This is a genomic window from Microbacterium sp. (genome assembly GCF_041641055.1).
GTDB lineage: Bacteria > Actinomycetota > Actinomycetes > Actinomycetales > Microbacteriaceae > Microbacterium.
The window spans coordinates 122,956-142,374 of sequence record NZ_JBEPZB010000002.1 but is presented as its reverse complement, the minus strand read 5'-3'; the positions used below and the strand labels follow the sequence as shown (position 1 = coordinate 142,374).

The window sequence follows — 19,419 nt, the reverse complement described above, 5'->3', positions numbered from 1 at the left end:
CAGCCATCGCATACCGGAGGTTCATAGGCTGGTCCTGTGAAAACCACAGCCCGTCGTCTCCCTGTGACCCCGATCGCCCTCGCGGCGGCACTCCTCACCGCCTTCCTCGTGCTGTTCGCGCCGCTGTCGGCGTCCGCGCACGACAGCCTGCTCGCCTCCTCCCCCGAGGCCGACGGCACGGTCGAGACGCTCCCCGCCGAGCTCACCCTGACCTTCAGCGCGAAGATCATCGACGGCGACGGGGCGACCGAGGTCGTGGTGACCGACCCCTCCGGCGCCTCCGTCACCGACGGGGCGGCCACCGTGGACGGCGCGATCGTGACGCAGCCGCTCACCGGACAGGGTCCCGCCGGCGAGTACCACGTCATCTGGAAGGTCGTCTCGAGCGACGGCCACCCCACCTCCGGCGAGTTCGACTTCGCCGTCAGCACGGCCACGGAGGCCGTGGCCACTGCCGCACCGACCCCGGCGCCAGACACCGCAGAACCCACCGCTGCGGCGACTGCCGCACCTGACGCCGGGATCACCTCGGCACCGCAGGCCGACGAATCGGCATCCGCCTCGGTCTGGATCTGGGTGATCTCGATCGCCGTCATCCTGGTCGTCATCGTCATCGTCGTCTGGCTCGCGATCCGCGGGCGCCGCGGTCCCGCCGAGACCGATTCCGACGACCCCTCGGAGCGATAGGCTTAAGGCATGCCACACTACGATGTCGTCATCCTCGGTGCAGGTCCCGGCGGATACGTCGCTGCGGTTCGCAGCGCGCAGCTCGGTCTGTCCACCGCCATCATCGAAGAGAAGTACTGGGGTGGTGTGTGCCTCAACGTCGGCTGCATCCCCTCCAAGGCTCTTCTGAAGAACGCGGAGCTCGCGCACACGCTCAACCACAAGGCCGACTTCTTCGGCATCTCGGGTGAGTTCACGATCGACTACGGCAAGGCGTTCGACCGCAGCCGCGTCGTCGCCGACGGGCGCGTCAAGGGCATCCACTTCCTCATGAAGAAGAACAAGGTGACCGAGTACGACGGCCGCGGCACCTTCACCGGCCCGAAGGCCATCTCGGTCGCCAAGTCGGACGGATCGACCGAAGAGGTCACCTTCGACAACGCCATCATCGCGACCGGCTCCAAGGTGCGCCTGCTCCCGGGCGTGCAGCTCAGCGACAACGTCGTGACGTACGAGGAGCAGATCCTCTCGCGCGAGCTCCCGAAGTCGATCGTCATCGTCGGTGCCGGTGCCATCGGCATGGAGTTCGCCTACGTGATGACGAACTACGGCGTCAAGGTCACGATCATCGAGTTCCTCGACCGCGCGCTCCCCAACGAGGACGCCGACGTGTCGAAGGAGATCACCAAGCAGTACAAGAACTACGGCGTCGACATCCTCACCTCCACCAAGGTCGAGTCCGTCGTCGACAACGGCTCCTCCGTCACCGTGTCGTACACCGGCAAGGACGGACAGCAGGCGTCCATCGAGGCCGACAAGGTCCTCATGTCGGTCGGCTTCGCGCCGAACGTCGAGGGCTTCGGCCTCGAGGCAACCGGTGTGCAGCTGACCGAGCGCGGCGCGATCGCGATCGACGACCACATGCGCACCAACGTCGACGGCATCTACGCGATCGGCGACGTCACCGCCAAGCTGCAGCTCGCCCACGTCGCCGAGGCGCAGGGCGTCGTGGCGGCCGAGACGATCGGCGGCGCCGAGACCCAGACCCTGGGCGACTACCGGATGATGCCCCGCGCGACGTTCTGCTCGCCGCAGGTCGCCTCGTTCGGCCTCACCGAGCAGCAGGCGAAGGACGAGGGACGCGAGATCAAGGTCGCGACGTTCCCGTTCATGGCCAACGGCAAGGCCCACGGCCTGGGCGAGCCGGTCGGCTTCGTGAAGCTGATCGCCGACGCCGAGCACCTCGAGCTCGTCGGCGCCCACATGATCGGCCCCGACGTCTCCGAGCTTCTGCCCGAGCTGACCCTCGCGCAGAAGTGGGACCTCACCGCGCTCGAGCTGGCTCGCAACGTGCACACCCACCCGACGCTGTCGGAGGCGCTGCAGGAGGGCTTCCACGGCCTCGCCGGCCACATGATCAACTTCTGATCGACCGCGCAGACTCGAAGGCCCGGCACGCTCACGCGTGACCGGGCCTTCGTGCGTCAGGGCCGCGGAGTGCGAGCGTCCGAGCGCAGCTCGAGCCGGGACGGCAGTCCGAACCGCACCCTCCACCCGGTCGGCGCGGCGTCGGCCAGCTCCTGCGTGGTGTACGAGCGGCGGATGCTGATCAGCCCGTCCTCGCGGATGAACGAGCCGCGGAACAGTGTGCCGCCGAGCAGCCAGGTCACCGCGCCGTAGAGCGCGTAGGCCGGCCTGCTGCGAGCGATGTCGCGATGCACGACCGCACCGCCCTCGCGCACGAGTGCAGCGGAGTCCCGGAGCAGTCCGTGCAGCTCCGGTGCTGTGAGGTGGTGCAGCACGTGGTTGGAGAACACGACGTCGTACTCCTGCCCCTCCGCCACCAGCTCCGACGCGAACGCACAGCGGTAGGTCACCCCCGCGCCCCCGTCGCGCTCGGCCGCCCAGCGGATCGCCCGCTCGTCGGCATCCAGCGCCGTGATCTCCGCCGACAGCCCGTCTCGGCGCAGCCGAGTGGCGATCATCCGGCTCACGTCGCCTCCGCCTGCGCCGATGTCGAGGATGCGGATCGGGCCGCGGCGCGCCCGCGGACGGATGTCGCGCCGATAGAGCTGCCCCGGATGCGACACCAGGGCGTTCACGAGCCGGAACCGCTCGTACGTCCGCTCGAGCATGGCGATGTCGGCATCCGGATCGTCCATCAGCTCGCGCGCATCGACCGCGCGCACCGAGAGATCGTGGGTCATGCGACGCCGGACGAGACGGTCATCAGAGCGCTCTCCGCGGTGAGGCCGGGACCGAACGCCATCGCCGCGATCCGCGATCCGTCTGTCGCGCCGTCGTCCAGGATGCGCTTGATCACGAACAGGATCGTGGCGCTCGACATGTTGCCGTACTGACGCAGCGTCTCCCGTGCCGGATGCAGCTGAGCGTCACTGAGGTGCAGTCGCTCCTGCACGCGGTCGAGGATGCTGCGGCCTCCGGGATGGATGGCCCAATGCTCCACGCGCTCGCCCACCCTTCCCTGGTCGAAGGCGGCTGCGAGCTCTCCCTCGCGGGCGTACAGCGGTCGGATCGCCCCGATGATGGTCTCGCCGATGATCTGCGGCACCGCCGTCGAGAGGATCATCTCGAAGCCGTGGTCGCCGATGGTCCAGGACATGTCCTTCTCCCCCTCGGCGGCGATCGCCGTGTGGAAGCCGTCCAGGCGCACGGCGGGCACGGGGGTGGGCAGGTCGCGTGCCGTGACGATCCCGGCGGCGGCCCCGTCGGCGAACAGCGAGTTCGCGACGATGAGGTCGGGATCCTCGGATGAGCGCAGATGCAGCGTGCACAGCTCGACGCTGACGACGAGGACGACCGCGTCAGGGTCCGCTGCGCAGAACTGGGCCGCGGCACGCAGGGCCGGCATCGAGGCGTAGCAGCCCATGAAGCCGAGGTGGTACCGCTGGACGCTGTCGGACAGGCCGAGCCCGCGGACGATCTCGTACTCGGGTCCTGGAGCGTGGAATCCCGTGCAGGACGCCGTGATGACGTGCGTCACGTCGGATGCGACGACGTCGGGGTCCGCGTCCAGAGCGCTGCGGGCGACCTCGACGAAGAGCCGCGACGCCTCGCGCACGTAGATGTCGTTGCGGGTCTTGGTCCCCGGCGAGGCCAGGACGCCGGACTCCCGGTCGTAGAAGACCGACTCGTTGGCAGATGCGGCGGAGGAGAGCTCACCGATCACGGTGTGACGTGTGTCGATCCCGGATCCGTTGAAGGAGGCCCCGATGATGCGTCGTGCCAGTCGCCCGATCTCCGGCTGCGCGGCGAAGATGTCGCGGATCTCCTCCTGCTCGAGGACGGTGTCCGGGACGATGGTGCGCAGCGAGCGGAGAACGGCAGAGCGGGTCATGTCTGTCACTCAAGCATGAGCGCGCGAGAGGAGGAAAGGGGCTTGCGCCGCGAGTCAGAAACCGAGAGCACGGGCCAGCTTGGAACCGGATGCCGCCGTACGACCGCCGGCCGTGTGAACCGCGGCCTCGACAGCGGCGAACAGCGTCTCGCGCCCTGCCGCGTCGGCGGGTGCCGCCGGACCCAGCTCGAACTCCCACTCCCGCCATTCCCGGCTGACGCCCTGCCGCAGATCGGTCGCACGGACCCGGTCGTCGACGAACTCGGCGATCACGCCGTCCCGGCCGGTGAGCAGGTACGCGGTGCGGGTGTTCTCGATGCGGGCGAGCGGCGTCAGCTCTCCCGTCGTCCACCGCGACAGGGTCTCGGTCACCTCGGTGGGGACACTGTCGTCATCGCCCAGCGGCCAGCCGATCTCGACCCGGCCGTCACCCTCACGCGGACCCTTGATGTGCCAGCCGGCATCCGGACCGCCCGTGCGGCGCCGGAGCGCGACCCCGGCACGGGAGAGCTCGGCATCCGCGGTGTCGAGGTAGCGGGCGTCGAGCTCGCGCACCTCCCCTTGGGAGACCTCGTCGACGCCCGGGAGCCCGGTCCAGTCGGGCAGCGGCGTGGCGTCGTCGACGTCGTACTTGCGCTCGACCTCGACGGTGCGGGACGGTTCGGATCCTGCCTGCGGCGCGGGGTGGTGCTCAGTCATCCGACGGGCTGATGTCCTCGAGCGATTCGTCGTACCAGTAGTCCACCTCGGTGGGGCCGTCGGCGTCACCGGTGTTCTGCGCGTCGCCGCGTCGGTTGTACACCACCTGGGTCTCGCTGTAGGGGACGATCAGCTTGTCGTCCGCGTCGCCCAGAGGAATGATCTGCCCGTCGAGCGGGCCGCCGTGAAGTCGTGCGAGTGCCATGTCCTCACCCTATCCCCGCCGCGACCGATCCGAGCTCATCGCAGGAGGATGCCGAGCACGGCACCGACGATCATCCACGGACCGAAGGCGATGCGCGTGGAGCCGTCGGCTCTGCCGAGCAGCATCAGCGTCGCCGCGTACAGGGCGGCCAGGACGAAGGCCGACGCCGCACCGACGGCGAGCGCCTGCCAGCCATGCCACCCGAGCACCAGCCCGAGGAGGGCGCCGAGCTTTACGTCTCCTCCCCCCATCCCCTCCCTGCTGACCAGGCGGAGGGCGCCGTAGAAGCCGCCGAGGATCAGCAGACCGCAGCCGGCCCTGAGGAGAGGCGCCCTGTCGCCCGTCACCAGGGCATCGACCGCGACGAGGACGAGGAGCGCGGCGAGCGTGGGGAGCACGATCCGATCCGGCAGGCGATGGGTGCGGATGTCGATGACGAGGAGCCGGCAGCCGATCGCGACGAGCACCAGATGCACGGCCACCACGAGCAGGGAGCGGGTGTCCATCACCGAAGAGTAGGAGAAGCCGGAGGTCGGGGATCGGGGTGTGTGGATAACCACCGAGCCGATGTCGGAGGTTCGAACTAGCGTCATCTTCTCCAGTTGATTTATTAGTACATATCTTCGAGGATGGATGCATGGGGATCGGGCTCGATGCGGTGACCGCGCTCTCTCCGGCTGGCGACTCCCGCGCCGGAGAGGTGCTTCGGCTGCGCCGGGAGATCAGCCGCATGCAACGGCGACGCAGTGAACATCAGCTGCTCCCCCTCGATCCGGCATTCTCCTCCCTCCTTCCCGAGCAGGGGCTGCAGACCGGTACCGCGTACACCGTCTCCCCCTCGCCGAGCCTCATCCTCGCCCTGCTCGCCGCCGCCTCTCGGCGGGGGCACTGGTGCGCCGTCGTCGGCATGCCCACCCTGGGCGTCGAGGCGGCAGCGGCGTTCGGCATCGAGCTGCCCCGACTGATCCTCGTCCCCGAACCGGGAGACCGCTGGCTCGCGGCCACCTCCGCTCTCGCCGAGGTCGTGCCCCTGATCGCCGTGCAACCGGGGAGTCGGGCGCGCGATGCCGACGTGTCCCGGTTGAGCGCCCGCTTGCGGGACAGAGGGAGCACCCTCCTCGTCGCCGAGACCACCGCCTCGGGCGCGTGGCCGCAGAGCGAGGGATCGATCCGCCTGCACGACCAGCACTGGCTCGGCGTCGGCGAAGGGTGGGGGCTGATCGAGGGATCGACGGCCACCGTGACCGCGAGGACGAGGCACAGTCCGCTGCCCTCGAGCGTGCGGGTGCGCCTCCCCGGCGCCCAGGGCGCGGTCGAGGAGCTGCCGTCCGAGAGCATCCCCGCAGAGACCGTGACGGAGCTGACCGCGCTGCCCGGCCTGCGCGGCGACGGCACCGCCGCGCGCCAGTACCCGCTGGCGGTGGCCGGATGAGCGCTCCCCTCCGCGTCGTCGCCCTGTGGTTCCCGGACTGGCCGCTGCGGGCGGCGCTCGGCGGGGCGCCGCCGCATCCGCCGACCGCTCTGGTGCACGCGAACACCGTCATCGCCTGCACGGCATCGGCGAGAGAGCACGGGGTGCGCGCCGGTCAACGGCGCCGAGTCGCACAGGGCCACATCTCGTCGCTGCGCGTGCTCCCGCACGACACCGCTCGCGATGAGCGGGCCTTCCTGCCCGTGCTGCAGCTCATCGAGAAGCACGCCCCGGGTGCTGCACTCCTGCGTCCCGGCCTCGCCGCCGTGCGCGCCCGCGGCATCTCCCGCTACCACGGCGGCGAAGCCGAGGCCGGGGCGGCGCTGATCGACATCCTCGGCGAGGCGGGCTTCCCCGAGGTGCGCGTGGGCATCGCCGACGGCCCCTTCACCGCCGAGCTCGCCGCGCGAGGTCGCACCCCCTGCACCGTCGTCCCTCCGGGGCGGGCTGAGGACTTCCTCGCCCCGCTCCCCGTGCAGGTGCTGAAGGATGACCAGCTCGCCGGCCTGCTCGTCCGGCTCGGGGTTCGAACTCTGGGCGAGTTCGCCGCCCTCGATGAGACCGATGTCCGCGATCGCTTCGGCGAGCGCGGCGCACGTCTGCACGCCCTTGCGGGCGGGTCGGATTCACGCGCCGTGGTGCCGCGCCCTCCCGACCCGGAGCTGGTGCGGTCGGTCGAGTTCGAACCGCCGCTGGCGGGAGCCGATCAGGTCGCGTTCGCGGTGCGGCAGACGGCGGATGCGGTGATGCTGGCTCTCGGAGAGGCCTCGGTGGTGTGCACGGAGGTGCGGATCGACCTGGTCGACGATGACGGCATGGTGTTCTCCCGCCCTTGGCTGCATCCCACCTGCTTCGATGCCGCCGACCTCGTCGACCGGGTGCGCTGGCAGCTCGAGGCGCTCGGCGCGGAGAACGCCAAGGAGCCGGTCGATGAGGCCCGCGCCTTCGGCGGCATCGCCCTGGTGCGGATCGTCCCCGTGGCGGTCGACGACGCCGCCCATCATCAGCCGGGACTCTTCGGGTCCGGCACGGATGAGCGGCTGCACCATGCCATCTCCCGCGTGCAGACCATGCTCGGGCACGAGGGCGTTGTCACGGCTGCGCTCTCGGGCGGACGCTGGCTCGCCGATCGCCAAGTGCTCACCCCGTGGGGAGAACGCGCCGTGGTCGCGCACGACCCCGAGCGCCCATGGCCCGGGAGCCTGCCCGACCCGCTGCCCGCCGAGGTCTTCCGTCCTCCGCGACCGATCGGGGTCCTCGCACCGGATGGGCAGACGATCCACGTCGACGACCGGGGCGCCCTCTCCGCAGCTCCGACGCGCATCGACGGCGACGAGGTCCGCGCCTGGGCCGGCCCCTGGCCCATCCATGAACGCCGGTGGGATGCCGCCGGTGGCAAGAAGGGACACCGGCTACAGATCATCGACGACCACGATCGCGCCTGGCTCGTCTTCTGCACCGGCGAGCGCTGGTGGGCCGAGGGGAGGTACCGCTGATGGGCTGGCACAACCCTCCCCTGTCCTGGAACGAGCTGGAGCGCACGCTCAGCGGCGAGGAGTCCCCGTACCCCACCGGGGGGACGCCCTCGCTCGTCCGCCCCGATCCCGGCCCTGTCAGCACGCGCCGCAAGAGGACCCCTCCGACGTCGCTGCATCGGCCGGAGGATCCCGTCCCCTACGCCGAGCTACACGCCCATTCGTCGTACTCGTTCCTCGACGGCGCGTCGTCTCCGGAAGACCTCCTGGCCGAGGCCGAGCGCCTCGGCCTCACCGCTCTCGCGCTCACCGACCACGACGGCTTCTACGGCGCCGCCCGCTTCGCCGAGGTGGCCGAGCTGATGGAGGTGGGCGTGCAGACGGTCTACGGCGCCGAGCTCTCGCTCGGCCTCGATGCACCGCAGCGGGGATCCCCCGACCCGATCGGCGACCACCTGCTCGTGATCGCCGACGGGCTCGAGGGATACCACCGGCTCTCCGGTGCCATGACGACAGCGCATCTGCGGGGAGGCGAGAAAGGACGCCCGGTCTACGACCTCGACGAGCTGGCGGCGACGGCCGAGGGGCACTGGACGATCCTCACCGGATGCCGCAAGGGCGGCGTCCGTCGCGGTCTTGAGGCGGGCGATGCTCAGACCCCCCTGCGCCGCCTGGTCGATCTCTTCGGCCAGGACCACGTGGCCGTCGAGCTCTTCGACCACGGCGATCCGCAGGACTCGCGTCGCAATGACGCCCTCGCCGACCTCGCCAGGCGGATGCGGCTGCCCGTGGTGGCGACGAACAACGTCCACTACGCAGCACCCGAGCGGGCTGCCCTCGCCGAGGCGGTCGCCGCGGTACGGGCCGTGCGGAGCATGGACGAGCTCGACGGCTGGCTCCCGGCGCACGGGGGCGCGCACCTGCGCAGCGGTGCCGAGATGGCGGCACGGTTCCGGCGTCATCCCGGTGCGATCTCCTATGGCCTCGAGCTCGCAGCGGCCTCCGCCTTCCCCCTCCGCCGCGCACGCCCGGCCCTCCCGAAGCAGGAGGTGCCCGACGGACACACGCCGATGAGCTGGCTGCGCCACCTGGTGTGGGAGGCCGTTCCGACCAAGTACCCGGACCTCGATGACGACGGTCGCCGCAGGATCGGCCGCGAGCTCGACGTCATCGCCGAGAAGGACTTCCCCGGCTACTTCCTCATCGTGCACGGCATCGTCGCCGAGGCGAAACGGCGGGGCATCCTCTGCCAGGGTCGCGGCTCTGCTGCGGCGAGCGCCGTCTGCTATCTGCTGGGGATCACCGCCGTCGACCCGATCCTCTACCGGCTCCCCTTCGAGCGCTTCCTCGCGACCACCCGCCAGGAGGAGCCGGACATCGACGTGGACTTTGACTCGGATCGCCGCGAGGAGATCATCCAGTGGGTCTATCAGCAGTATGGGCGAGAGCGCGCCGCACAGGTGGCGAACGTCATCCAGTACCGGCCGAAGAACGCGGTGCGCGACATGGCCAGGGCTCTGGGGTTCTCCCCTGGACAGCAGGATGCCTGGTCGAGGCAGGTCGACGGCTGGAGCACCGGCCTCGAGGTCGCCGACGAGCACGACATCCCCGAGAACGTCCTCGACTACGCGGGTGAGCTGTTGAAGGCGCCCCGTCACCTCGGCATCCATTCCGGCGGGATGGTGCTCACGGCCAGACCCGTGGGCGAGGTCGTGCCTGTCGAGCACGCCCGCATGGAGAACCGGACGGTCATCCAGTGGGACAAGGACGACGCGGCCTGGATGGGTCTGGTGAAGTTCGACCTGCTGGGGCTGGGCATGCTGGCCGCTCTCCAGCACTGCTTCGACCTCATCCTCGACGCCACCGGCGAGAAGTGGACGCTCGAGACGCTCCCGAAGGAGGAGCCGGCGGTCTACGACATGCTCTGCCGCGCTGACTCCATCGGCGTCTTCCAGGTCGAGTCCCGAGCCCAGATCGGCCTGCTCCCCCGACTGCAGCCGCGCGCGTTCTACGACCTCGCCATCCAGATCGCGCTCATCCGCCCCGGCCCCATCCAGGGTGGGGCCGTACATCCCTTCGTCCGCCGCAAGATGGCCAAGGACACCCTCGACGAGGAGAACCGCGCCAGGGTCGCACGGGGCGAGGACCCGGTGCTGCTCGAGATCCCCTACCCTCACGACGATCTCAAGCCGATCCTCGAGCGCACCCTCGGCATCCCCATCTTCCAGGAGCAGCTGATCCAGATGGCGACGGCGATCGGCGACTGCACCGCCGATGAGGCCGACCTGCTGCGACGTGCCATGGGGTCCAAGCGCGGCCTCGAGAAGATCGAGAAGGTCCGCGACAAGCTGTACGCGGGCATGAGCAGGCGAGGGCTGTCCGATGAGCAGTCCGATCGCATCTACGCGCAGATCCAGGCGTTCTCCAACTTCGGTTTCGCCGAGTCGCATTCCCTGTCGTTCGCCCTGCTCGTCTACGCCAGCTCGTGGCTCAAGCTGCACTACCCCGCTGCCTTCCTCGCCGGACTGCTGCGGTCCCAGCCGATGGGCTTCTACTCCGCATCCACTCTGACCGCCGACGCGCGCCGGCACGGGGTGGAGGTGCGGCGCCCCGATCTGCACGCCTCCGGGGCGACCGAGACTCTGGAGCCCCTGACAGGTGCGCCCCTGCGGAGGCCGACGGGGCGGGAGTCCTGCAGTGACCGCGAACAGCCCAGGGTGCTCCGCTTCGACAGGTCGGCGCCCGACGAGTCGGCCGCGCATCGCCGGGACGGCGGCTATGCCGTGCGCATGGGGCTCAGCGGAGTCCGCGGCATCGGTCTGCCCCTGGCCGAGCGGATCGTCGCGGCCCGCGACGCGGACGGCCCCTTCCGCGATCTGAACGACCTCGTGAGACGGACGGACGCCACCGCCGCGCAGCTCGAGGCGCTGGCGACCGCGGGCGCCTTCGAGTGTCTGGGCCTGCAGCGTCGAGAGGCCATCTGGATGTCAGGGGCGGCCGCCGAGGATCGCTCACGGTTCCTCCCCGGCACGACGGTCGCCGTGCAGCCGCCGCTGTTCACCGACCAGTCCAGCTACGAGCGTCTCTCCGCCGACCTCTGGGCCACGGGCGTCTCGACCGACGATCATCCGATGGCCCACTTCCGCGGCCCGCTCCATGAGCGGGGAGTGCTCTCCTCCGCAGACCTGCGGACCCATGAGACGGGTCGGCGCGTCGAGGTGGCGGGACTGGTGACGCACCGTCAGCGACCGGCGACCGCAGCCGGCGTGACCTTCCTCAACCTCGAGGACGAGAGCGGACTGATCAACGTCATCTGCTCGACCGGGGTGTGGAGCAGATACCACCGGGTCGCCAGGGACTCACCGGCACTCATCATCCGGGGGATCCTGGAGCGCTCGGCGGAGGGCGTCGTGAACATCCTGGCGGACGGCTTCGAAGACCTCCGCACCGGCGTCACGCATCGGTCGAGGGACTTCCGGTGAGCGTCACCAGAAGCGTTCGGGCTCCGGTTCCGGCTCGCGGTCCCCGCCACCCCACCGGTCGGCTTCCGCCTTCGCCGCCTCTGCCGCTGCATCCGCACCGTGCAAGGCCGTCCTGGCCCCCGTCCCCGCGCCTCCGTCACCATCCGCATCCACCGTGATGACGGTGCGGAGGGTCGGGGCGCCGAGCGAGATCGTGCAGTCCAGGACCCGGCCCGACCAGCGGAGGACATCGCCCCGGAGCTCCTCCGCGCGCCGGTACCGCACGCCCGTGTCGAGGTCCACCAGAGAGAAGACGGTGGTGTCGCCGGTGTGCTCGTCGACGCGTTCCGTCACCTCGATGCGGTGTCCGCGGGGGAGGGCGAGCTGGGCGTTCAGCACGAGCTTTCTGTCCATGGATCCACTCTATGAGTGGACGTTCTCACGGCAAGCCCCCATCTCGGAAGAAACATTCGTAGATTTCTTTGTCCCCCAAATGGCGGACAAGACGATTAAGCGATATTCTGCTGGAAGTAGCGGGGGCTACCGGCTGAACATCTGGGGATATCAGTCGCGAGAGCAGCGAAAGTCTTCGCCGCCTCCCCAACCGTCCGGGATGGACGGTGAGCCCTCTCGAGCGATCCAAAGTGGGGTTTGGATACTCGGGAGGGCAACCAGCCGGATGCGGCTCGTTCCGCCGGCGACGACTCGACCACCCGCCGGCTACCAAGCCGAGCGACCCGCGTCAAGCCCGGTCCGCAGGCGCTCCTGCAGCCCTAACGTCGGATCCCGATGGAGGGAGGCGGCCATGATGGTGCACGATGCGGACCGCATCTCCGAGTCGGGGACGATCAGTCGTCGCGCCGCTCGTCGTCGAGCGGGACCTCGCGCTGCTGATCGACGACGTCCGCGAGATCGGCCTCGCTCTCGTCGAAGGGCGCTCCCTCCCTGACCGGAACCTCAGGATCGAGGGTGTCCTCCTGCTCGGCGCGCTGCTGCTCCTGCACGTCGGCCTCAGGGAGGAGATCGTCGTTCGCATCGTTGCCCATGGACATGAGTTGCCTTTCGTCGATGTGGACCTCCAGGATCACCACGCCGACGACCACCGAGAAGGGGCTTGACCGCAGAGCCCCGGATGAGGAGAAGCGATGGCCGCGACACCGCAGCCGGGACGCGTCCGGATCGGCGTCTCCGGGTGGAGGTATGCCGGTTGGCGAGGAGACTTCTACCCGCGGGGGCTTCCCCAGCGCCGGGAGCTCGAGTACATCGGAACACACTTCCCCACCGTCGAGATCAACGGCTCCTTCTACTCGCTGCAGCGCCCGGACAGCTACCGGCGTTGGCGCGCAGAAGTGCCGGACGACTTCTGTTTCGCGGTCAAAGGCTCCCGCTATGTCAGCCACATGCTGCGCCTGCGAGATGTGGATCAGGCGCTGGCCAACTTCTTCGCCTCCGGCCTGCTCGCCCTCGGCTCCCAGCTCGGGCCGATCCTGTGGCAGCTCCCGGAGAGGCAGAAGTATGACCCCGTCGTCCTGGAGAGCTTCCTCCGCTCCCTCCCCCGCACCACCGGCGAGGCGCAGCAGCGTGCAGAACGTCACGACGAGCGCCTGGACGGCCGCGCCTGGACGGAGATCGAGGAGGACGTGCGACTGCAGTATGCGCTCGAACCGCGATCGGCGACCTTCGACGACCCCGAAGCTCTGCGGATGCTGCGCCAGCATGATGTCGCACTCGTCGCCGCCGACACGGCCGGCCGGTGGCCGCGTTTCGACGCCCTCACCGGCGACCACGCGTACGTCCGACTCCACGGGGCTCAGATGCTGTACCACAGCGCCTACACGGCGGCGGAGCTCGATGAATGGGCGGACCTCATCGTCTCCTGGGCCGACGGGACGGGAGCGAGCGATGGCCGCCCGCGAGACGTGTACGTGTACTTCGACAACGACGCCCGTGGCCACGCACCTCACGATGCCGAGGCTCTGATCGCGTCAGTCGCCCAGCGCACCGGCGGCTGATCAGCGCATGCCGGCGAGCTCGGCCGCCGCGCGGAGGTCGGCCACGAAGGCCCGGCGGGCGGCTCGCCGCTCCTCCGCGTCCCGCATCCGCAGCAGGCTCGACGGATGCGCGGTGACCAGAGCCCGGTCGACCGCGAGCCCCTGCAGCGCGAGGGGCATGCCGCGCTCCTCCCCGATCGTGACCGGGCGGCCGAGCACCGCCCTGGCCGCCGTGGCGCCCATGGTCACGATCAGCCGCGGTCGCACCGCCTCCACCTCGGCCCGCAGCCAGGGGTGGCAGGCGACGACGTGTGCAGTGGTCGGCTTCATGTGGATGCGCCGCGTGCCGCGCGGCTCGAACCGGAAGTGCTTCACGGCGTTGGTGAGGTAGATGTCGCGGCGACCGATGCCGGCTGCATCCAGGGCATCCTCGAGCACCTGCCCTGCCGGACCCACGAACGGCTCGCCGACGCGATCCTCGTGGTCACCCGGCTGCTCGCCGACCAGCATCAACGGTGCGCCCGGACGCCCGGCGGAGAACACCACCTGCGTCGCGTCCTGCCAGAGCTCGCACCCCCGGCACGAGTCCGACGCCGCTCGGAGCTCGTCCACGCCGGCATCCTCCGGCACCCACCGTTCGGCGCCAGGGCGCTCATCCTGTCTCGTCACGACACGGAGACTAGATCGGCGGGAGGAATCGGCCACAGCCCCTTGCGCTCTGGACGGATTCCCTTCCGGCCAGCGGATTCAGCGCCGTAGCCGCGCCCGCAGCGACTCGATCAGGAGGTCGACACCGAGCTCGAACGTGCGATCCGCTCGTGCGGTGCCTCGGTCGGCGTCCGCCAGCAGGCGCCCGAGCGTCCTGGTGTCGCTCCTGGGCTCCCAGACGTCGTCCGGCGAGGCGAGATCGAGACCGAACCCGATCGCGAACGCATCGATGACGGCGATCACCGACAGCACCTCGTCCTCGGGGAATCCGCCCTCGACGAGCACCGTCGCGAGGTCGTCGTAGGCGGCGATGACGCCGGGATGCGTGATCGTCTTGCCGATGAGGAGAGGAACGAGCTGCGGGTGGTCCGCATACATGCGCCGCTGCGCCGACAGGAGGTCGACGAGGAATCGGTCCCAGCTCTCGCCTGTCGGCTCCACCCGGTAGTCCTCGACGAGGCGCCCGCGCATCACCTCGGTGATCCCGTCCATCCCGTCGACATGGTTGTACAGCGACGACGGACGCACTCCGAGCCTTCGCGCGATCGCGTTGACCCCGAAGGGCTCACCTGCCCTCGCGAGTTCCAGCCCCGCCGCGCCGATGATCTCCGGGGACAGCAGGGGACTCGATGGCCTCGGCATGACTCGTCTCTCTTCCGTCTCGGCTTCCGTCGGAGAAGGTCTTCCCTCCGCCGCGCCTCCTGTGCATAATAGTGAACACCATTCGTTGACGAACACCATTCGTTTTACGCCGACCGCGCCACCCCCCGCAGTCACCACCCTCCTTCTGCGCACACCGTCGTGCCCCTCCCGCTTGGAGCCCCTTTGAGCACCGTCGACCTCAGCACCCGAGTACCCCTCCGACTCCCCACGGCGACGGCGACCTTCGCCATCGGCATCGCCGGCTACCTCGGCGTCAACCTGTCGCCCTACATGATCACCGCCGCGCAGTCCGGCCTCGGCATCGACGTGCTCGCGGCGAGTTGGCTCGTCACGGCGACACTGCTGCTCACCGCCGTCGCAGGACTCGCCATCGCACCGCTGTGCGCCGGGGCTCATCGGCGCACCGTCGCTCGGATCGGTCTCGCTCTCGCGGTTCTGGGCTTCGCCACCGCAGCGCTCGTGCCCCCTCTGATGATCCCCGCGCTGCTGCTCGGCGGCGCGGGTGCGGGCGGCGCAGTGGCAGCCTCCGGTGCGGCACTGGCAGCGTTCCGCAACCCGGACAGGGTCGCAGGCTTCAACGGTCTGGCCAATCGCGGCGTCATCACGGTCGTACTCGCGGTGATCCCCCTCATCGGGCTCGCACCGATCGACGTCTTCGGCGCGCTGGCGCTGTTCAGCATCCTGGGGCTCGCTGCATCCGCGTGGCTGCCGGCGGCACCGGTACAGGATCCCCGCGCTGCGGCGGCCGTGGCCGAAGCCATGCCGATCGAGGTGCCGCCGACCGGGGCCGTGCGCCTCTCCCCTGCACGCTCGCGCACCGTGACGCTGGCCGGGTTCGGGCTCCTCGTCGTGTTCGCGCTCTGGGCCGCCAGCGAGGACTCGCTCTGGGCGATGGCCGGCATCATGGGCGCCGAGCAGACCGGCCTGACGCCTGAGGGCCTGGGCATCGCACTGAGCGGAGCGACCGCGGGAGGCCTCGTCGGCTCGATCCTGCTCATGATCGTCGGATCGCGCCTGGGGCGGGCGGTGCCGCTCGGCATCCTGCTCGTCACCGGAGGCGTGCTCAAGATCGTCGAGGGATTCACCACGGATCCGACGGCCTTCATCGTCGTCTTCGTGGCGTGGAACACGATCTACGCGATCGCGTTCATGTACTTCGTCTCGACCTCCGCAGCACTGGATGCAGATGGGCGCTGGTCCGGCCCGCTGCTCGCGGTCTACCTCGTCGGCTCCGCCCTCACCCCCGTGATCGGCGCTGCCCTCGTCGGCCTGCTCGGCTTCCAGGGATTCGCGATCGCCCTCGGCATCGCGAGCTTCGTGCTCGCCGTGCCGGCGAGTGCCATCGCCCTGCTCTCGACGCGCCTCGAACGCGCGGCCCCCGCCACCACCCCGGAGATGTCCCGATGACCCGCACGCTGTACCGCAACGCCCGCTTCTTCACCGCCGGTGACGACACCTGGGCCGAGGCCGTCGTCGTCGACGGCGAGACGTTCGCCTACGTCGGTCCGGAGTCGGGTGCCCCGCACGCGGAGCACGTCGTCGACCTCGACGGACGGACCGTTCTCCCAGGTTTCACGGACGCCCACACGCATCTGCTCATGATGGGCGAGGCGCTCGGTCAGGTCGGCCTCACCGATGCGCGGTCACTCGCCGAGATCCAGGATCGGCTCCGGACAGCCCGCGGCTCGGCGGAGAGCGTTCTGCGAGGACGCGGCTGGCTGTTCGACGCCGTGCCGGACGGCGCGCCGACCGCGGCGATGATCGACGCCGTCGTCCCGGACATCCCCGTCTATCTCGATGCGAACGACTACCACTCCTGCTGGGTCAACTCCGCGGCTCTCGCGGAGCTCGGGATCAACCGCGAGACCCCCGATCCGATCGGCGGGCGCATCGAACGGGACGAGACCGGCGAGCCGACCGGAATGCTGTACGAGACCGCCGCCCAGCAGTACGCATGGGCGCATCGCGACGCATCCACCACGGATGCACAGCGGGATGCCGCGGTGGCACGGGTCGTCGAGGCCTACCTCGCCTCGGGCGTGACCGGCGCCGTCGACATGGCGTTCGACGAGCTCGCCCTGGCGGCACTGGATCGGGCCCAGGACTGCGGCGCGCTGCCATTGCGGATCGCCGCGCACTGGTTCGTCGCCAACACCGGCGACGACGAGTCGAATCTCGCGCAGGTGGCCGAGGCCGCGGATCGAGCGGCTGCCGACCCTCGAGGGGTTCGCGTGATCGGGATCAAGCTCGTGCTCGACGGCACGATCGACGCCTGCACGGCGGCGATGCGCGCCCCCTACGTCGACGGCACGAACGCGGCGCCGATCTGGCCGGCCGAGCGCCTCTTTCCGGTGGTCGCGGCGGCGGATGCTGCCGGGTTGCAGATCGCGATGCATGCGATCGGCGACGGGGCGAGCACTCTGGCGTTGGATGCGATCGAGCACGCGATCGCGGTGAACGGCGGCCAGCCGCGCCGGCACCGGATCGAGCACCTCGAGTACGCGGCACCGGGGACCGCGGAGCGCATGGCCCGCCTCGGCGTGACGGCGTCGATGCAGCCGGTGCACGCCGACCCGGCAATCTTCGCCAACTGGGCGGCCCGCCTCGGCGACGACCGCGTCGATCGCGCGTTCGCCTGGCCGGAGTTCGAGGACGCCGGTGCGCTGCTCGCGTTCTCGACGGATGCGCCCACGGCTCCACACGAGGCACTGGCGAACATGTACGTCGCGGCGACGCGAGCATCCGCCCTGGACCCGGCGATGCCGGCCGTGCATCCGCAGTTCGCCCTGCCGCTGGAACGGGCCATCGCGCACGCCACGAGGGATGCCGCCGCATCGATCGGAGACGGCGACTGGCGCGGACGGATCGCGGTCGGCCAGGCCGCGGACTTCGCCGTGCTAGACACCGACCCGTTCGCAGCCGGAGACGAAGCCCTCCTCACCGCGCGTGTGACGCGGACGGTGATCGGCGGACGCACCGTGTTCGAGCTCTGACCCTTCGACGACTTGAACCGATATACCGGTTTTCCTATAATTCTGGTGAACTCTGGCGGGCAGAGGACGCCCGTCGACCGGACGGTGACGTCATCCCGTCAGGACGCGGTGCTTCCTCTGTCAGTCGATGTGGGTCCTGACTGATTGGAGTGTTGAGATGTCCGCGATGCCCGATCCCCGATTCGAGCTCCGCAAGGTCACGGAGACCGAGTGGCTGATCCTCGACCGCCGATACGAGGCGCACGATGCGCGTCAGACGGTGGCGTGCATCTACCAGGTCGACGCCGTCGAGGTCGACGTGCTGTGGCTGCGGAACCTGCCACTGGCGAACTCGTACATGTCGGCCGACGACGTGCTGAGCGATCTGCAGCGGTTCCACAATCCGCCCAGCCGCTCGACCGCGCCGATCCGGATCCCGCACCTGCCGCCGATCACGGCCGCTGCCAGTGCGCCTGCCGGTGCCGGTGCCAGTGCTCCTGCGGTCGGCAGTGCTCCTGCAGTTGCCAGTTGAGGCAGATCCGGAGCGGGGAGGATGCCGCGCCATGGCCGCGACCTAGGCTGGGATCATGCTCTACGCCCTGATCCGCCCTGTCGAGTCCAGCACCGCCGAGGTCATCGGCACCACCCTCGCGGAGGTGCTCGTCGAGCTCGACCAGCACAAGCAGCCGGGCTTCGATCTCGTGTCGGCCCCCGTGCGGATGCTCAAGGGCGAAGCCAAGATGGAGGCCACCGGCACCTTCAAGCGCGTCGACGGGGTCCGCGAGATCGAGGCGGACGACATGGCGTCTCTCGAGGCGCAGGTGCCGGACGGCTGGCGAATGCTCACCGTGCGGCACGCGTAGGTCACGATCTGGACCTCGTTCTGCAGAACGGCCCCTGACCGACGCGTTCGTCGGTCAGGGGCCGTTCCGTTCAGGATTGCGAGGCGGAATCAGCCGCCCGAGGGGTTCTCGAGGGGCTTGCCGTCTTCGTCGGTCGTCTCGTCCTCGATGATCTCGTCCGTGCTCTTCGACGACGAGTCATCGGGTGCGCCACCCGAGGCCGTGTCGGCCTCTTCGTCTGCACCCGGGGTTCCCTGCGTGTTCTGCGGATCGCTCATCTGCATCTCCTCTGCCGGTCGGTCGTTCGGTCGATACGACGCTAGGCCTGCAGAGCGATCTCGAGGCAGGGGGTTGACGGGCGCGCCGTGCAGGGTACGGCGCGATCGTATTCTTGCGCCGGCATCCGCAGCGGTGGGGGCGCCTTCCGACGAGCGAGACCCCAGATCGCTCGACGGAAGGCTCAGAGCAGTGTGCCGATCTCCCCAGGCCAGCACAGCGACGCTCTGAAAGAGCAGACTAGGTCGGCATTTCGCTGGGGTCCACCTCTTGACAAGGGGCGGAGGAGAAGTGCGGTGGCGTCGTGGTCATGGATGACGTGCGGACGTTGACTCGCGTCCAGTGGCTTCACCGGGACATGGGGAAGGCCCGGAGACTCTTGCGAGTTTCCGGGCCTTATCTGGTCGGGCTGACAGGATTTGAACCTGCGACCTCTTGGAGGATCCGGTCGATTTCCGGTCTCCGTCGATCGTCTCGGGAACTCGCGGATTCCCCTGTGCTTACAGGGAACCAGGCGGTTCGCTTGGTCCGCGTGTACCCGGTTGGTGGCGGGTCGTGGCGGGTGATTTAGGTGGGTTCCTGCTGGATCGAGCGCACCACCCGAACCAAGAACATTTGAGTGCTCGTTGCCG

At 69.6% G+C, this 19,419-nt stretch carries 20 protein-coding genes; 10 read left to right on the top strand and 10 right to left on the bottom strand.

The window, feature by feature from the left end; translation table 11 throughout:
- Window positions 1–36 precede the first annotated feature (36 nt).
- Window positions 37–687: a copper resistance protein CopC gene (locus tag ACESK8_RS02105; protein WP_372967041.1), complete on the top strand. Its 651-nt coding sequence runs from the start codon at window positions 37–39 to the stop codon at window positions 685–687.
- A 9-nt stretch (window positions 688–696) separates the two neighbouring features.
- Window positions 697–2,094, top strand: coding sequence for a dihydrolipoyl dehydrogenase (gene lpdA, locus ACESK8_RS02100; RefSeq protein ID WP_372967040.1), 1,398 nt, complete (start codon window positions 697–699; stop codon window positions 2,092–2,094).
- A 56-nt stretch (window positions 2,095–2,150) separates the two neighbouring features.
- On the opposite strand, the gene ACESK8_RS02095 is transcribed toward lpdA, so the two are convergent.
- From ACESK8_RS02095 to ACESK8_RS02075, 5 genes are read right to left on the bottom strand one after another with little or no spacing between them, the layout of a single operon-like run.
- On the bottom strand, window positions 2,151–2,873 hold the full coding sequence (locus ACESK8_RS02095) for a methyltransferase domain-containing protein (protein WP_372967039.1): 723 nt from the start codon (window positions 2,871–2,873) through the stop codon (window positions 2,151–2,153).
- Entirely contained in the window at window positions 2,870–4,024 is a 1,155-nt protein-coding gene (locus ACESK8_RS02090; RefSeq protein ID WP_372967038.1) for a type III polyketide synthase, read from the bottom strand. The genes ACESK8_RS02095 and ACESK8_RS02090 overlap by 4 nt, the downstream gene beginning before the upstream one ends.
- A 54-nt stretch (window positions 4,025–4,078) precedes the next feature.
- Window positions 4,079–4,723 carry a CYTH domain-containing protein gene (locus ACESK8_RS02085; RefSeq protein ID WP_372967037.1) on the bottom strand — a complete coding sequence of 215 codons (645 nt, stop codon included), beginning with the start codon at window positions 4,721–4,723 and terminating at the stop codon, window positions 4,079–4,081.
- Window positions 4,716–4,928, bottom strand: coding sequence for a hypothetical protein (locus tag ACESK8_RS02080; protein WP_060927463.1), 213 nt, complete (start codon window positions 4,926–4,928; stop codon window positions 4,716–4,718). The genes ACESK8_RS02085 and ACESK8_RS02080 overlap by 8 nt, the downstream gene beginning before the upstream one ends.
- A gap of 35 nt (window positions 4,929–4,963) precedes the next feature.
- The gene (locus ACESK8_RS02075; protein WP_372967036.1) at window positions 4,964–5,434 is read right to left on the bottom strand and encodes a prepilin peptidase; all 471 of its coding nucleotides are present in this window, start codon (window positions 5,432–5,434) and stop codon (window positions 4,964–4,966) included.
- A gap of 131 nt (window positions 5,435–5,565) precedes the next feature.
- Here ACESK8_RS02075 and ACESK8_RS02070 point away from each other — a divergent pair, with 131 nt between their 5' ends.
- From ACESK8_RS02070 to ACESK8_RS02060, 3 genes are read left to right on the top strand one after another with little or no spacing between them, the layout of a single operon-like run.
- The gene (locus ACESK8_RS02070) at window positions 5,566–6,360 is read left to right on the top strand and encodes a hypothetical protein (protein WP_372967035.1); all 795 of its coding nucleotides are present in this window, start codon (window positions 5,566–5,568) and stop codon (window positions 6,358–6,360) included.
- Window positions 6,357–7,895, top strand: coding sequence for a DNA polymerase Y family protein (locus ACESK8_RS02065; RefSeq protein ID WP_372967034.1), 1,539 nt, complete (start codon window positions 6,357–6,359; stop codon window positions 7,893–7,895). The genes ACESK8_RS02070 and ACESK8_RS02065 overlap by 4 nt, the downstream gene beginning before the upstream one ends.
- Entirely contained in the window at window positions 7,895–11,356 is a 3,462-nt protein-coding gene (locus ACESK8_RS02060) for an error-prone DNA polymerase (protein ID WP_372967033.1), read from the top strand. Before ACESK8_RS02065 ends, ACESK8_RS02060 begins: the two co-directional genes overlap by 1 nt.
- A 3-nt stretch (window positions 11,357–11,359) precedes the next feature.
- On the opposite strand, the gene ACESK8_RS02055 is transcribed toward ACESK8_RS02060, so the two are convergent.
- Complete coding sequence (locus ACESK8_RS02055; protein ID WP_372967032.1) at window positions 11,360–11,749, bottom strand: hypothetical protein; 390 nt, start codon at window positions 11,747–11,749, stop codon at window positions 11,360–11,362.
- Between the two features lie 434 nt (window positions 11,750–12,183).
- Entirely contained in the window at window positions 12,184–12,387 is a 204-nt protein-coding gene (locus ACESK8_RS02050; RefSeq protein ID WP_372967031.1) for a hypothetical protein, read from the bottom strand.
- 93 nt (window positions 12,388–12,480) lie between these two features.
- On the opposite strand from ACESK8_RS02050, the gene ACESK8_RS02045 reads away from it, so the two are divergent.
- Window positions 12,481–13,347 (top strand): DUF72 domain-containing protein, encoded by an 867-nt coding sequence (locus ACESK8_RS02045; protein ID WP_372967030.1) that lies wholly within the window; start codon window positions 12,481–12,483, stop codon window positions 13,345–13,347.
- Here ACESK8_RS02045 and ACESK8_RS02040 read toward each other — a convergent pair whose 3' ends face one another.
- Both ACESK8_RS02040 and ACESK8_RS02035 read right to left on the bottom strand, forming a co-directional pair.
- A complete protein-coding gene (locus ACESK8_RS02040) occupies window positions 13,348–14,031 on the bottom strand; it encodes a UdgX family uracil-DNA binding protein (RefSeq protein ID WP_372967029.1) in 684 nt (227 codons plus the stop codon). It abuts the gene before it with no gap.
- Between the two features lie 42 nt (window positions 14,032–14,073).
- Complete coding sequence (locus ACESK8_RS02035) at window positions 14,074–14,676, bottom strand: TetR/AcrR family transcriptional regulator C-terminal domain-containing protein (RefSeq protein ID WP_372967028.1); 603 nt, start codon at window positions 14,674–14,676, stop codon at window positions 14,074–14,076.
- A gap of 183 nt (window positions 14,677–14,859) precedes the next feature.
- On the opposite strand from ACESK8_RS02035, the gene ACESK8_RS02030 reads away from it, so the two are divergent.
- The 4 genes from ACESK8_RS02030 (at window position 14,860) to ACESK8_RS02015 (ending at window position 18,532) form a co-directional block, all read left to right on the top strand.
- Window positions 14,860–16,104, top strand: coding sequence for an MFS transporter (locus ACESK8_RS02030; RefSeq protein WP_372967027.1), 1,245 nt, complete (start codon window positions 14,860–14,862; stop codon window positions 16,102–16,104).
- Complete coding sequence (locus tag ACESK8_RS02025) at window positions 16,101–17,690, top strand: amidohydrolase (protein ID WP_372967026.1); 1,590 nt, start codon at window positions 16,101–16,103, stop codon at window positions 17,688–17,690. The genes ACESK8_RS02030 and ACESK8_RS02025 overlap by 4 nt, the downstream gene beginning before the upstream one ends.
- A gap of 166 nt (window positions 17,691–17,856) precedes the next feature.
- Window positions 17,857–18,201 carry a hypothetical protein gene (locus tag ACESK8_RS02020; RefSeq protein WP_372967025.1) on the top strand — a complete coding sequence of 115 codons (345 nt, stop codon included), beginning with the start codon at window positions 17,857–17,859 and terminating at the stop codon, window positions 18,199–18,201.
- Window positions 18,202–18,256: 55 nt separating this feature from the next.
- Window positions 18,257–18,532 carry a hypothetical protein gene (locus ACESK8_RS02015; RefSeq protein WP_372967024.1) on the top strand — a complete coding sequence of 92 codons (276 nt, stop codon included), beginning with the start codon at window positions 18,257–18,259 and terminating at the stop codon, window positions 18,530–18,532.
- Window positions 18,533–18,621: 89 nt separating this feature from the next.
- On the opposite strand, the gene ACESK8_RS02010 is transcribed toward ACESK8_RS02015, so the two are convergent.
- Window positions 18,622–18,789: a hypothetical protein gene (locus ACESK8_RS02010; RefSeq protein WP_372967023.1), complete on the bottom strand. Its 168-nt coding sequence runs from the start codon at window positions 18,787–18,789 to the stop codon at window positions 18,622–18,624.
- Window positions 18,790–19,419: the final 630 nt, after the last annotated feature.